Origin of the sequence: Pseudomonas knackmussii B13 (assembly GCF_000689415.1) — a bacterium.
Lineage (GTDB): Bacteria > Pseudomonadota > Gammaproteobacteria > Pseudomonadales > Pseudomonadaceae > Pseudomonas > Pseudomonas knackmussii.
The window spans coordinates 2,053,402-2,067,019 of sequence record NZ_HG322950.1; the positions used below are offsets into that span (position 1 = coordinate 2,053,402).

The 13,618-nt window shown below is 65.8% G+C and carries 12 protein-coding genes; 9 read left to right on the plus strand and 3 right to left on the minus strand.

The genetic code is table 11. The features are described from left to right. Both PKB_RS09835 and gloB read right to left on the minus strand, forming a co-directional pair. Complete coding sequence (locus PKB_RS09835; RefSeq protein ID WP_043251252.1) at positions 1-1,590, minus strand: LysM peptidoglycan-binding domain-containing protein; 1,590 nt, start codon at positions 1,588-1,590, stop codon at positions 1-3. Between the two features lie 79 nt (positions 1,591-1,669). Beyond that, positions 1,670-2,449 (minus strand): hydroxyacylglutathione hydrolase, encoded by a 780-nt coding sequence (gloB, locus tag PKB_RS09840; protein WP_043251253.1) that lies wholly within the window; start codon positions 2,447-2,449, stop codon positions 1,670-1,672. Positions 2,450-2,561: 112 nt separating this feature from the next. On the opposite strand from gloB, the gene PKB_RS09845 reads away from it, so the two are divergent. The 8 genes from PKB_RS09845 to nudC all read left to right on the plus strand — a co-directional run bounded on the left by PKB_RS09845 (position 2,562) and on the right by nudC (position 12,050). Next, a complete protein-coding gene (locus PKB_RS09845; RefSeq protein ID WP_043251255.1) occupies positions 2,562-3,320 on the plus strand; it encodes a class I SAM-dependent methyltransferase in 759 nt (252 codons plus the stop codon). 94 nt (positions 3,321-3,414) lie between these two features. After that, a complete protein-coding gene (gene rnhA / locus PKB_RS09850; RefSeq protein ID WP_043251257.1) occupies positions 3,415-3,861 on the plus strand; it encodes a ribonuclease HI in 447 nt (148 codons plus the stop codon). A 59-nt stretch (positions 3,862-3,920) separates the two neighbouring features. Next, positions 3,921-4,664 carry a DNA polymerase III subunit epsilon gene (gene dnaQ, locus PKB_RS09855; protein ID WP_043251259.1) on the plus strand — a complete coding sequence of 248 codons (744 nt, stop codon included), beginning with the start codon at positions 3,921-3,923 and terminating at the stop codon, positions 4,662-4,664. 193 nt (positions 4,665-4,857) lie between these two features. Continuing rightward, positions 4,858-7,125: an Orn/Lys/Arg family decarboxylase gene (locus tag PKB_RS09860; protein ID WP_043251261.1), complete on the plus strand. Its 2,268-nt coding sequence runs from the start codon at positions 4,858-4,860 to the stop codon at positions 7,123-7,125. Positions 7,126-7,163: 38 nt separating this feature from the next. After that, the gene (locus PKB_RS09865; RefSeq protein ID WP_043251262.1) at positions 7,164-8,516 is read left to right on the plus strand and encodes an amino acid permease; all 1,353 of its coding nucleotides are present in this window, start codon (positions 7,164-7,166) and stop codon (positions 8,514-8,516) included. A gap of 151 nt (positions 8,517-8,667) precedes the next feature. After that, on the plus strand, positions 8,668-9,480 hold the full coding sequence (locus tag PKB_RS09870) for a crotonase/enoyl-CoA hydratase family protein (protein ID WP_043251264.1): 813 nt from the start codon (positions 8,668-8,670) through the stop codon (positions 9,478-9,480). A gap of 39 nt (positions 9,481-9,519) precedes the next feature. Further along, a complete protein-coding gene (locus PKB_RS09875; RefSeq protein WP_043251265.1) occupies positions 9,520-11,208 on the plus strand; it encodes a FimL-related protein in 1,689 nt (562 codons plus the stop codon). Further along, positions 11,208-12,050 (plus strand): NAD(+) diphosphatase, encoded by an 843-nt coding sequence (nudC, locus tag PKB_RS09880; protein WP_043251268.1) that lies wholly within the window; start codon positions 11,208-11,210, stop codon positions 12,048-12,050. The genes PKB_RS09875 and nudC overlap by 1 nt, the downstream gene beginning before the upstream one ends. 28 nt (positions 12,051-12,078) lie before the next feature. Here the strand turns inward: nudC and PKB_RS09885 are convergent, their stop codons facing one another. After that, entirely contained in the window at positions 12,079-12,858 is a 780-nt protein-coding gene (locus PKB_RS09885; RefSeq protein ID WP_043251270.1) for a TSUP family transporter, read from the minus strand. Positions 12,859-12,958: 100 nt separating this feature from the next. Here PKB_RS09885 and PKB_RS09890 point away from each other — a divergent pair, with 100 nt between their 5' ends. Beyond that, positions 12,959-13,603, plus strand: coding sequence for a hypothetical protein (locus PKB_RS09890; protein WP_043251273.1), 645 nt, complete (start codon positions 12,959-12,961; stop codon positions 13,601-13,603). The last annotated feature ends 15 nt before the right edge of the window (positions 13,604-13,618 follow it).

Consider the following 13,618-nt stretch of genomic DNA (forward strand, 5'->3'; position numbering starts at 1 on the left):
TCAGCGGCTGGCGGTATCGAGGTACAGGGTCAGGGTCTGGCCCGGCTTGAGGGCGTGGGCGCTGCGCGGGTTCCAGCGCTTGATGTGCTGCATCTCGACGTTGAAGCGCTTGGCGATCAGGTACATGGAATCGCCGCGTTGGACCTTGTAGTAGGTCGCCGCTTCTTTGGGCTTCTGTGCCTTGTCGTTGCTGGAGGCGCGCGCCATTAGCTGGCTGCCGCTCTGCAGCTTGAGGGTCTGGCCAGGCTTGATGCCGTGGCTGTCGAGATTGTTCCAGCGCTTCAGATCGTCGACGCCGACACCGGTTGAGCGGGCGATCTGCCAGAGGTTCTCGCCACTTTTTACCTTGTAGGTCCTGCTCGGCGCCGGGCGCGTCTCGGCCCTGGCCAATTGCGGCGGGCTTGCCGGCTCGGCCAGGTTGCCAGTGCCGCGGCCCGGGATCAGCAGGGCCTGGCCATGGCGCAGGCGACCATTACCCAGGCGATTGCTGTTCTTGAGTTCGGCAACGCTGACATCGAAGCGCTTGGCGATGCTGGCCAGGCTGTCGCCGCGGCGCACCTTGTACTGCTTCCAGCTCACCAATTCCTGCGGCTTGAGCGTGGCAAGGCCGGCCTTCAGGGTTGCTGCCTTGGCCTTGGGCACCAGCACCTGTTGCGGGCCATCCAGCGTAACGCGGCGAGTGAACGCGGGGTTGAGCTGGTAGAGCTCGTCGGCATCGACGTCGGCAAGGGCCGCGATTCGGTTCAGGTCCAGGCCCGGTTTGATCTTCACCGCCTTGAAATAGGCTTCGTTGGCGATTGGGTTCAGGTTGATGCCGTAGGCCTGGGGCGACATCACCAACTGCGACAGGGCCAGCAACTTGGGTACGTAGTCCTGGGTTTCCTGCGGCAGCGAAAGGTTCCAGTAGTCGGTCGGCAGGCCGAGCCGCTGGTTGCGTTCGATCGCCCGGCTCACCGTGCCTTCGCCGGCGTTGTAGGCGGCCAGCGCGAGCAGCCAGTCGCCGTTGAACATGTCGTGCAGGCGGTCCAGGTAGGTCAGCGCGGCGTTGGTCGAGGCCTTGATGTCGCGGCGGCCGTCGTACCAGCTGGTCTGGCGCAGGTTGAAGTGGGTGCCGGTGGCCGGCATGAACTGCCAGAGGCCAACCGCTTGCGCGCGGGAAATCGCCAGGGGGTTGTAGGCGCTCTCGATCATAGGCAGCAGCGCCAGTTCGAGCGGCATGTTGCGCGCTTCCAGGCGTTCCACCACGTAGTGCATGTACGGGCCGCCACGCTCGGTGGCCTGCTCGATGAAGTCCTGGTTGCTGACGTACCACAGGCGCTGACGCTCGATGCGCGGGTTGTTGTCGGTGGCGTCGGCTTGTAGCTGGAAACCGTGGCGTACGCGAACCCAGATGTCGCTGTCATCGGCATAGGCCGGGTTGAACTGAACGTCTACCGCGCGCGGTGCCGCGGGCTTGTAGTTGGCGTCCTGGGAGGACATGTGGCCGCTGGTCTGGCAGCCGGCCAGGGCGCCGGCGCCAAGCAGAATGGAGACTCGTATGGCACGAGCCAATGCGTCTAGATCGCTGGTCTTACTGGTCTTTGGCGGCATTGGCTGATGACTGTGTCCGGGGTAAAAATTTCGGGGATTCTAAAAACCGTCCCGGAGATGGTCAAGATTTCGCCAGACCTTAGAAGCTGTCCTTCCACTGCCGAATCACCGCAAAGACCTCTGCGGGACTGAGGATTTGCTCGCCTTTCCGCTCGTCGGCTGCCTGTCGCACGCTGCTTTCAGCGACCCGCAGGAAGGGGTTGGTGGCGCGTTCCAGGGCAATGTTCGAGGGCAGGCTGATGCGGCCCTGTTCGCGCCAGGCGGTGACTTCGGCAAAGCGCGCAGCCAGCTGCGGGTTCTCCGGCTCCACGGCGCGGGCGAAGCGCAGGTTGCTCAGGGTGTATTCGTGGGTGCAGTAGACGCGCGTGGTGCCGGGCAGGGCGGCCAATCGACTCAGCGAGTTGTGCATTTGCGCAGGCGTACCCTCGAACAGGCGTCCACAGCCGCCGGCGAACAGCGTGTCGCCGCAGAACAGCAGGGGCGCGTCGGCGTCGTCATGGAAGTAGGCGATGTGCCCGAGGGTGTGGCCGGGAACGTGCAGCACCTTGAAGGCGAGGCCGAGCACTTCCACCTTGTCGCCATCCTCCAACGCCTGATCGCAGGCGGGAATGCGCTCGCCGGCCGGGCCCAGGACTCGTGCGCCGAAACCTTCCTTGAGACGGGCTACGCCGCCGACGTGGTCGTGATGGTGATGGGTCGCCAGGATGTCGCTGAGCGTCCAGTCCGGATGGGCGGCGAGCCAGGCCTCTACCGGCGCGGCGTCGCCCGGGTCGACCACCGCGCAGCGGCGTTGCGCGGCATCCTGCAGGAGCCAGATGTAGTTGTCGGAAAAGGCGGGGAGGGCGTCGATCTGTATCATGGTCGGAAGTCGCTAAGCAGGATGGGTTGGCGCATAGTTAGCGCAATGGTCCGCCCTGCGAGCGCCGCTGTCGAGTCGTGGGACGGATGCCGAGTGGCTGCAGGGGGTACGTATGGAACGGGAAGCGTTTGCCCAGGCCGATGCCGACTGGCTGGAGCTGATCGCCGAAGCGCGGGACTGGCTGCAGGGGCCCGTGGGCGGAATGATGCTGGCCGAGGAGCAGCGCCTGCTTACCGATGAGCTGGCGCGATACTTCGGCGGCTACCTGGTGCACTACGGGCCGCACGCCGAGCTGCCGGCGAGTACCGGCAACATCCAGCGCGGAGTGCGTCTCGGGCCGCCGCTGCCGGGCGTCGAGATCGCCTGCGACGAATGCGCCTGGCCGCTGGGTGAACACGCTGCCGACGTGGTGCTGCTGCAGCACGGCCTGGACTTCTGCTTGTCACCGCACCGCCTGCTGCGCGAGGCCGCGCGCAGCGTCCGCCCTGGCGGACATCTGCTAGTGCTGGGCGTGAATCCGCGTAGTGCTTGGGGCTTGCGTCACTACTTCGCGCGCGACGGCTTGCGCAGGGCACGTTGCATTTCCCCCGGAAGGGTCTGCGACTGGCTTAACCTGCTGGGCTTCGCGCTGGAGAAACGCCGCTTCGGATGCTATCGTCCGCCGCTTGCTTCGGCGCTCTGGCAGGCCCGCCTGGCGCGCATGGAACGCTGGGGCAAGGGCTTGAAGGGCACTGGCGCCGGCTTCTATCTGCTGGTCGCACGCAAGCTGGTGGTTGGCCTGCGGCCGGTGCGTCAACCGCGCCGTGAGGCACGTGGCCAACTGGTGCCGCTGCCGGTGGCCAAGGTCAGCCGGCGAGATTCCAAACTCTAGCGTCGTCCCGTTGCGGGGCCCTCCCTTGCGCCGGATGCACCTTCGTGCCGGGCACGGATGAGCCTTTGCTGCCTGGCGGCGGACTGAAGGTGTTATGAGCGAAGAAGAAAAGGTCGTGATCTATACCGACGGCGCCTGCAAGGGCAATCCTGGCCGCGGTGGCTGGGGGGCGGTGCTCTTCTACAAAGGTGCCGAGCGCGAGCTCTGGGGCGGCGAGGTGGAAACCACCAACAACCGCATGGAGCTGACCGCCGCCATCATGGCCCTGGCGGCGCTCAAGCGGTCGTGCGAGATCCGTCTGGTCACCGACTCCGAGTACGTCATGAAAGGCATCAAGGAGTGGCTGCCGAACTGGAAGAAGCGCGGCTGGAAGACCGCTGCCAAGCAGCCGGTGAAGAACGCCGACCTGTGGCAGGCGCTGGATGAGCAGGTCAACCGGCATAATGTCGAGTGGCAGTGGGTGCGCGGGCACACCGGGCATCCGGGCAACGAGCGGGCCGACATGCTGGCCAACCGCGGCGTCGCCGAACTGCCGCGCTGAAGATTACAACGGGCGCCCGGGCGGCGCCCTTCACGTTTTACCGAGCAGGGTTCTGAAAGATGCGCAGCGTCGTACTGGATACCGAAACCACCGGCATGCCGGTGACCGATGGCCACCGGATCATCGAGATCGGCTGCGTCGAACTGGAAGGGCGACGCCTGACCGGTCGTCATTTCCACGTCTATCTGCAGCCGGATCGCGAAGTCGACGAAGGTGCCATCGCGGTCCACGGCATCACCAATGATTTCCTCAAAGACAAGCCGCGCTTCCGCGAAGTCGCCGACGAGTTCTTCGAGTTCATCACCGGTGCGCAGCTGATCATCCACAACGCAGCGTTCGACGTCGGCTTCATCAACAACGAATTCGCCCTGCTGGGGCAGAGCGAGCGCGCCGAGGTCACCGACTATTGCTCGGTACTCGACACCCTGCTGATGGCGCGTGAGCGCCACCCGGGCCAGCGCAACAACCTCGATGCCCTGTGCAAACGCTATGGCGTCGACAACTCCGGCCGCGACCTGCACGGCGCATTGCTCGACGCCGAGATCCTCGCCGACGTCTACCTGGCAATGACCGGCGGGCAGACCAGCCTGTCGCTGGCCGGCCAGGGCGCCGAGGGCGACGGCAGTGGGCGTCCCCAGGTCAGCGCCATTCGCCGCCTGGCTGCCGAGCGTGGCCTGACCCGGGTCATTCGTGCCAGCGACGAAGAGCTCGCGGCGCATGCCGCGCGTCTGGCGGCGATCGAGAAATCCGCCGGCGGGCCGTCGCTTTGGGCGCAACTGGAGGCTTCCGCTCCACAGGAGTAACGCCCGATTTACCTGTAGGAACGACCCGCGGCCGCGCGTTTGTGGACAAGGTCCGTTCCTGCGGGGAAACGCCAATCCCTGTCGCCCGTGCGACCATTTGTTACAACGGTAAGCCAGCTATATTTCCCTACATTTAGTAAGCCCATATTCTGCGAGGACAGACGGCAGAGTCCGTCAGCTTCCGGGGCTCACAATGTACAAAGACCTGAAATTCCCCATCCTCATCGTCCACCGCGACATCAAGGCCGACACGGTCGCGGGGGATCGCGTCCGCGGCATCGCCCGCGAGCTGGAGCAGGACGGCTTCAGCATCCTCTCCACTGCCAGTTCTGCCGAAGGCCGCATCGTCGCCTCGACCCACCATGGGCTGGCCTGCATTTTGGTCGCCGCCGAGGGGGCGGGGGAGAACCAGCGCCTGCTGCAGGACGTCGTCGAGCTGATCCGCGTGGCACGGGTACGCGCGGCGCAGCTGCCGATCTTCGCCCTCGGCGAGCAGATGACCATCGAGAACGCGCCGGCCGAATCCATGGCCGACCTGCATCAATTGCGCGGCATCCTCTACTTGTTCGAGGACACGGTTCCGTTCCTTGCCCGCCAGGTTTCGCGTGCTGCGCGCAAGTACCTGGAAGGGGTGCTGCCACCGTTCTTCCGCGCCCTCGTCGAGCACACTGCGCAGTCCAACTATTCCTGGCATACACCGGGGCACGGTGGTGGGGTGGCCTATCGCAAGAGCCCGGTGGGGCAGGCGTTCCACCAGTTCTTCGGGGAGAACACGCTGCGTTCGGACCTGTCGGTCTCGGTGCCGGAGCTGGGCTCGCTACTCGACCACACCGGCCCGCTGGCCGACGCCGAGGCGCGCGCGGCGCGCAACTTCGGCGCTGACCACACCTTCTTCGTGATCAACGGCACGTCCACGGCGAACAAGATCGTCTGGCATTCCATGGTCTGTCGCGATGACCTGGTGCTGGTCGACCGCAACTGCCACAAGTCGGTGTTGCACTCGATCATCATGACCGGCGCCATCCCGCTCTACCTGTGCCCTGAGCGCAACGAGCTGGGCATCATCGGACCGATTCCGCTATCGGAGTTCAGCCGCGAGTCGATTGCCGCGAAGATCGCGGCTAGTCCATTGGCCCGCGGGCGCGAGCCAAAAGTGAAGCTGGCGGTGGTGACCAACTCGACCTACGACGGCCTCTGCTACAACGCCGAGCTGATCAAGCAGACACTGAACGGTAGCGTCGAGGTGCTGCACTTCGATGAAGCCTGGTACGCCTACGCGGCCTTCCACGAGTTCTATGACCGACGCTATGGCATGGCGACCAGCCGCAGCGAGCACGGGCCGCTGGTGTTCACCACGCACTCGACGCACAAGATGCTCGCCGCCTTCAGTCAGGCCTCGATGATCCATGTGCAGGACGGCGGCGCGCGGCGCCTCGACCGTGCGCGCTTCAACGAAGCCTTCATGATGCACATCTCGACTTCGCCGCAGTACGGCATCATCGCCTCGCTGGACGTGGCCTCGGCGATGATGGAGGGCACAGCCGGTCGCTCGCTGATCCAGGAGACCTTCGACGAGGCGCTAAGCTTCCGCCGCGCGCTGGCCAACGTGCAGCAGAGCCTGACGCCCGAAGACTGGTGGTTCTGCGTCTGGCAGCCGCCGGGTGTCGAAGGGACTGACGAAGTACGGACGCGCGATTGGCTGCTTGTGCCCGACGCCGACTGGCATGGCTTCGGCGACGTGGCCAATGACTACGTGCTGCTCGACCCGATCAAGGTCACGCTGGCCACTCCCGGGCTCAATGCGGCCGGCAAGCTGGAAGAACACGGGATCCCCGCGGCAGTGGTCAGTCGCTTCCTCTGGGAGCGCGGCCTGGTGGTGGAGAAGACCGGCCTCTATTCCTTCCTGGTGCTGTTCTCCCTGGGCGTGACCAAGGGCAAGTGGAGCACCCTGGTTACCGAATTGCTGGAGTTCAAGCGCAGCTACGACCGCAATGCGCCGCTGGCCGAAGTCCTGCCCAGCGTGCTCCAGGCCGATGGCGCCTGCTACCTGGGCATGGGACTGCGCGATCTCTGCGAGCGCCTGCATGCCTGCTATCGCCAGCACGCCACGGCCAAGGCCATGAAGCGCATGTATACGGTGCTCCCGGAGGTGGCGATGCGCCCGGCCGACGCTTACGCCAAGCTGGTGCGCGGGGAGGTCGAGGCGGTACCGATCGACCAGCTGCTGGGGCGTATCGCGGCGGTGATGCTGGTGCCTTATCCGCCGGGCATTCCGCTGATCATGCCGGGCGAGCGCTTCACCGAGGAAACCCGCTCGATCCTCGATTATCTGGCCTTCGCCAGGATCTTCGAGCGCAGCTTCCCGGGCTTCGATTCGGACGTGCACGGCCTGCAATCGCAGGAAGTCGACGGAGAGCGCTGCTATACAGTGGAGTGCATCGTGGAAAACGCCGACAGCTGAGTCCGTCGTTGTACGTCGGACGGCTCTAAGGAGAGAGGATGAGCGGGGGAGGCGCTGCCAAGAAAGGCAGCATGGGGTTCTGGAGCTGCACCGCTCTGGTGGTCGGCAACATGGTCGGCTCAGGGGTGTTCCTGCTGCCGTCCAGCCTGGCTAGCTATGGCGGACTCAGTCTGTTCGGCTGGCTGGTGTCGAGCACAGGGGCAGTCCTGCTGGCGCTCACCTTCTCCCGCCTGGCGCGGCTCAACCCCGGCGCAGGCGGTCCATACGCCTACACCCGTGACGGCTTTGGCAGCTTTGCCGGCTACCTATGCGCATGGACCTACTGGAAAGCCGCGTGGATCGGCAACGCGGCGATTTCCGTGACCCTGGTCGGCTACCTGCGGGTGTTCATCCCGGCGTTGGCCGATCCAGTGCTGATGGTCGCCACCGCCATCGGCTGCATCTGGTTCTGCACCTTCGTCAACTTGCGCGGCATCGCTGCATTTGCGGTGATGCAGAACCTGCTGACCGCGCTCAAGCTGATTCCGCTGCTGCTGATCGGCATCCTCGGCTGGACTCAGTTCCACGGGGAGTACCTGGTCATCCCGCCGGTGGAGCAACTGCCCAACATGGGCTATGCGCACGCAATCGCCACGACTGCGGCGCTGACCCTGTGGTCCTTCATCGGCCTCGAGTCGGCGACGGTACCGGCTGACGATGTGCGCGACCCCAAGCGCACCATTCCTCGCGCCACTCTGTTCGGCACCCTGGTGGCGGCCGCCGTCTACATACTGTCGATCACTGCGGTGCAGGGCTTGCTGCCGCCGGACGTGCTGGCCAAGTCGACTTCGCCGTTCGCCGATGCTGCGCGCCTGTTGCTCGGTGACTGGGGTTACTACCTGGTAGCCGGCGGTGCGGTGATCGCCTGCCTCGGTGCGCTCAACGGCTGGGTGCTGCTGCAGGGGCAGATCCCGGTCGCGCCGGCGCGTGACGGCCTGTTCCCGGAGTCCTTCAGCAAGCTCAACAAATACGGCGCACCGGCCAACGGGTTGTGGTCGTCGGGGCTGCTGGTGACGGTGCTGGTGCTGATCGACGGGCGTGGCGAGCTGGTCGAGGTGTTCAACGTCATCATCCTGCTCGGCACCATGACCGGCGTGGTGCCGTATGCCTTCTGCACTGCGGCGCTGCTTCAGCTGCTGGCGGTGCGCCCCGAGTCCTTCTCGCCGCGCTCGCGGCCGCAGCTGGTGGCGGTCGGCGCGCTCGGCTTCCTCTACTCGCTGTGGGCCCTCTACGGCACTGGCGAGCAGGCGATCTTCTGGGGCTTCCTGGTATTCATGGCGGGTATCCCGATGTATACCTGGCGGCAATGGCGGAACCGCCAGCAGGGGCTGCCCGTGGCCGTTTCCGAGTAGCTTGGCGGGGCTTGCGCCCTGCTGCATTCGGGGCGTGGCCTGCGTCACATAGCCTGGCATCGACTTTTGTCCTTGCCTTGTTATAGTGGCGCGTCACCACTACAAGACCTGCCGCGCACAGCAGAGCAGGGCACCTCCGAGGACCACCTCCGTGACCGAGTACAAAGCATTTCGCGTCGAGCTGGCCGATAAGGTCGCCCACGTCATCATCAATCGCCCGGAAAAAATCAACGCGATGAACGCGGACTTCTGGCGCGAGATCGTCGACATCTTCCGCTGGGCCGACGAGACCGACGAGGTCCGCGTGGTGGTCATATCCGGCGCCGGCAAGCACTTCTCCGCCGGCATCGACCTGATGCTGCTGGCACAGGCCGGCAGCCAGCTGGGCAAGGACGTCGGCCGCAACGCCCGCAAGCTGCGCCGCACCATCCTCGAGCTGCAGGCTTCCTTCAATGCCATCGACGATTGCAGCAAGCCGGTGATCGCCGCGATCCAGGGCTACTGCCTGGGCGGCGCCATCGACCTGATCTCGGCGTGCGACATGCGTTATTGCAGCGATGACGCGCAGTTCTCCATCAAGGAGATCGACATGGGCATGGCCGCGGACGTCGGCACTTTGCAGCGTCTGCCGCGCCTGATCGGCGATGGCGTCATGCGCGAGCTGGCCTACACCGGGCGTATGGTCGACGCCAGCGAAGCGGCGCGCATCGGCCTGGTGAACCGCAGCTATGCCGACAGTTCGGCGCTGCTGGACGGCGTGTTCGAGATCGCCCGGCAGATCGCCGCCAAGTCTCCGATCGCCGTTCGCGGCACCAAGGAAATGATCCGTTACGCCCGCGACCACAGCGTCGCGGACGGCCTGGAGTACATCGCCACCTGGAACGCTGCGATGCTCCAGTCGGCTGACCTGCAGGCGGCCATCGCTGCGCACATGAGCAAGAAGCAGCCGGAGTTCGCCGACTGATGCCACTCTCCATTTCCGCGCAGGAGGCGCGCTAGGCCGATGGTCACCGGAGCCACCTCCCTCAGTCTGGTGCGCGACGAGCTGTTCGCCACCATGGAACAGGCCGAGCAGAACCTGGAGCAGTTCATTGCCGAGCGGCAGAACGGCAGCCTCCTGCAGCATGCGGTGGAATGCCTGGCGCAGATTCGCGGCACGCTCAACCTGATCGAGCTGGTCGGTGCCGAGCTGCTGGCCCAGGAAGCGCTGCAGCTGGCCACCGACATTCCCACCGGCGTCGGTGAGGAGCGCGATGGCCAACTCGCTGCGCTGGGCAATGCGCTCTACGTGCTGCGTCGTTATCTCGAGAACCTCGAGACCAATCGCCAGGAAATCCCCGAACTCCTTCTGCCGGCGATCAACGACGTGCGTCTCGCCGCCGGCCAGCCGATGTTGCCGGAGAGCTTCTTCTTCAGCGCGCGCCTGGATCTGCCGCGCCCGCCGGTTTCGCAAACCACTGCTGCGGTAGCCGACCCTGCGGGCGAAGTACGTCGCCTGCGCCACCTGTACCAGGCCGGCCTGCTCGGTCTGGTCCGCGAGCAGCCGCTCTACCCGAGCCTCAAAGCCATGGGGCGTGCCCTGGCAGGGCTGGATCAACTGCTCGGCCTGGGTGCGCGCACGCGCCTTTGCTGGGTAGGTGCGGGGGCACTGGAATCGATGGTGGATGCGCAAATGCTGCCGCGCCGCACGCGCAAGCAGCTGTTCTCGCGCATCGACCGGGAGCTCAAGCAACTGCTGGCTAACGAGGCCTACGAGCCGCCACGTCAACTGCTCAAAGAGCTGCTCTATCTGACCGCGCTGGCGGACACCAAGGGGCCGCGCGCAAGCGAGCTCAAGGCTGTGTTCGGCCTGGCTCCCTTGCCGTTTACCGACCACCTGCTGGAGGACGAGTCGCAGCGCCTGTCCGGCCCGGGGCGCGAGGTGATGCGTTCGCTGTCCGTGGCGATCCGTGAGGAGCTGACCGCGGTCAAGGATCAGCTGGACCTGATCGAGCGCGGCGTATCCCAGGGCGATGCCCTGGCGACGCTGCACAGCCAGCTCGGCAAGCTGGGCAAGACCCTCGGCATGGTGGGCCTGAACTCCGCGGCCACCGCCTTGCAGACCCAGACGACGGTGGTTTCCGGCTGGGTAGCCAAGGGCGCCGTGGAGTCACCTGCGGCACTCAATACCCTGGCCGATGCGCTGCTCTATGTGGAAAGCATGGTCGCCAGCCTGGAGCACGGGCAGCGTCCCGGCACTCGCGCAGCCGCCGTCGACCTGAACGCTGAACCGTCCGCTGATTCCTTCGCCGTGCACCAACTGGCCGAGGCGCGTATCGTGGTGATCGATGAGGCGCAGGGCGGTCTGGCCTTGGCGAAGCGCGCGATCACTGCCTATCTGGAGTCCAACGGCGACAAGCTGCACCTGGCCAACGTACCGCTCAGCCTGCAAGCCGTGCGTGGCGGGCTCTGGTTCCTCGACCAGGTACGTGCCGCCGAGCTGGTTGGCGCCTGCGCCGACTACATCCAGCGGCAGATGATCGAGTCGACGCAGATGCCGTCGGAGCAGATGCTGGAAACCCTGGCCGATGCCCTGACCGGCCTTGAGTACTATCTGGAGGGTGGAGCCGTGCTGCGATTCGAAGGTCAGCCCCATGCACTGGACGTCGCCGCCGAGAGCGTGCGCGCCCTGGGCCTTGAGGTGGCCGCCTGATGCGTACCGGGCGTTGGCAATCGGCCTTGCTCGACCCGGCTGCCGCAGGTGGCTGGGCCCTGGCCCACTACAAGCAGCAGTTTCTCGGCGATGCCAATGGCGTGCTGTTTCCCCGCGAGTGGCTAAAGCGCCAGGACCTGCGCGTGCTCTCCGAGCACGGGGTAGGGCACTTCGATGGCGATGCCATCTACCTGCTGGAAGTGGATGCGCCGGAGCGCCTGGAAGGCTGCGACTGGATCGGTCTGCGTCATTTCATGCTGGAAGCCGACGAAGACCTGTTCGCCATGCTCGGCTTCGCCAGCCAGATCGGTACCTGGGCTCGCGAGAATCGCTTCTGCGGCAGTTGCGGCGCGCCGATGCAGCGGATGCCGCGCGACCGCGCAATGCGCTGCGAGACCTGTGATATCCAACGCTACCCGTTGCTCTCGCCGAGCATGATCGTGCTGGTCACCCGCGGCGATGAGCTTCTGCTGGCGCGTTCGCCACGCTTCGTGCCGGGCATGTACAGCACCCTGGCCGGCTTCTGCGAGCCGGGCGAGTCGGTGGAGCACTGCGTGGCCCGCGAGGTGCGTGAGGAAGTCGGTCTTGAGATCGGCAACATCCGCTACCTGGGCAGCCAGTCCTGGCCATTCCCGCATTCGCTGATGCTCGGATTCCATGCCGATTACGTCAGCGGTGAGATCGTCATGCAGCCGGACGAAATCGAGGACGCGCGCTGGTTCCGTATTGACGAGCTGCCACGCCTGCCGGCCGGGCGTTCCATTGCCCGCTACCTGATCGACGTCTTCCTGGCGCGCCGCGCCGGTCTTCCCGATCCCGTCCTGCCGGGCGGCGGTCACTGAACGCGGCGGCGCTCGCCGCCGCGTCCCCTCAAACGACGCTGAACCAGTGCTGCCAGGCCAGGCGCGCGGTTAACGCCAGCACCACCAGAATGAACACCGGGCGAATGAACTTTGCGCCGCCGCCGATGGCCGTGCGTGCCCCCAGGTAAGCGCCGACCATCAGCGCGCTGCCCATGCACAGGCCCAGCAGCCAGATCACCTGACCCGAAGCGACGAAGACCGCCAGCGCCATGATGTTGCTGATGAAGTTCATGGTGCGTGCCACGCCGCTGGCGCGGACCAGGTCCAGCGGATACATCAGCAGGCTGCTGACGGTCCAGAAAGCGCCGGTGCCGGGGCCGGCCACGCCGTCGTAGAAGCCCAGGCCCAGGCCCTGCGGCCACTGGCGCTTCTGGCCGACGCGGGCGTCGGCATCCAGTGGCGCCTTGGGCGTGCCGCCGAACAGCATGTAGATACCGCAGGAGAACACCACCACCGGCAGCATGCGGTTGAGCCATTCCGCCGGCAGCAGGTGCGCGGCCCAGGCGCCGATGGCTGCGCCAATGGCGGTAGCGATCAGAGCGTTACGCCATTTCGCCGGGTGGAACAGCTTGCGCTTGTAGAAGGTGAAGCTGGCGGTCGCCGAGCCGAAGGTCGAGCTCAGCTTGTTGGTGCCCAACGCCAGGTGCGGCGGCACGCCCGCGGTGAGCAGGGCAGGGATGGTGAGCAGTCCGCCGCCGCCGGCAATGGCATCGATGAAGCCGGCGATGAACGCGACGACGGCGAGAATGGCGAGGGTCAGCGGGTCAACGGTGAGTTCGAGAAGCATGAAATGTACGACCTGGGTCCAAGGCTGCGACGGAGCGACTGGTGGCGCCGCCGAGGGCTGCGCATAATGCCGGCAATTCTACCTGCTAGGAACTGAATGCATGCAGTACGACGGTCTGGCCTGGACATTCGCGCTGGTCGCCCTGCTGGCGCTGCTGGTCGCCGCCCGAATCCTCTTCGACCGCCATTGGTTCCTCGGCTGGCTGCGCGGCTGCGCTGGCCTGGTCTTCGTCGCGCTGGCCGGGTTGGTCGCGCTGGCTGCGTGGGACCTGCGCAGCTACCAGCCGCTCCCGGCAGACCGCCCGCTGGCCACCCTGAGCTTCCGCCAACTGGCGCCGCAACGCTTCGAGGTGAAGGTTCTGGAAGGCAACAGCGAGCGTAGCCTGGAGCTGGACGGCGATCTCTGGCAACTGGACGTGCGCATCATGCAGTGGAAGGGCCTGGCGGCACTGATCGGCCTCGCTCCTGGCTATCGCCTGCAGAGCCTCAGCGGGCGCTTCCTGGCCGTCGAACAGCAGAGCCAGGCGCGTCGCCTGGAACTCGCGAGCAGCGGCTCCGGTATCGATCTCTGGCGCTGGCTGCGCGATGGCCAGCACGACCTGCTGATCTTCAGGCCGCAGGCGGGGCGCGTGAGCTTCCTGCCTCTGGCCGACCAGGCGGTGTTCTCCGTGCATTCGGGGCCTGCGGGGTTGCAAGCCGAGCCGGTCAACCAGGCAGCAATCCAGGCGCTGCAGAACTGGCGGTAGGCGCGAGTCGGTAAA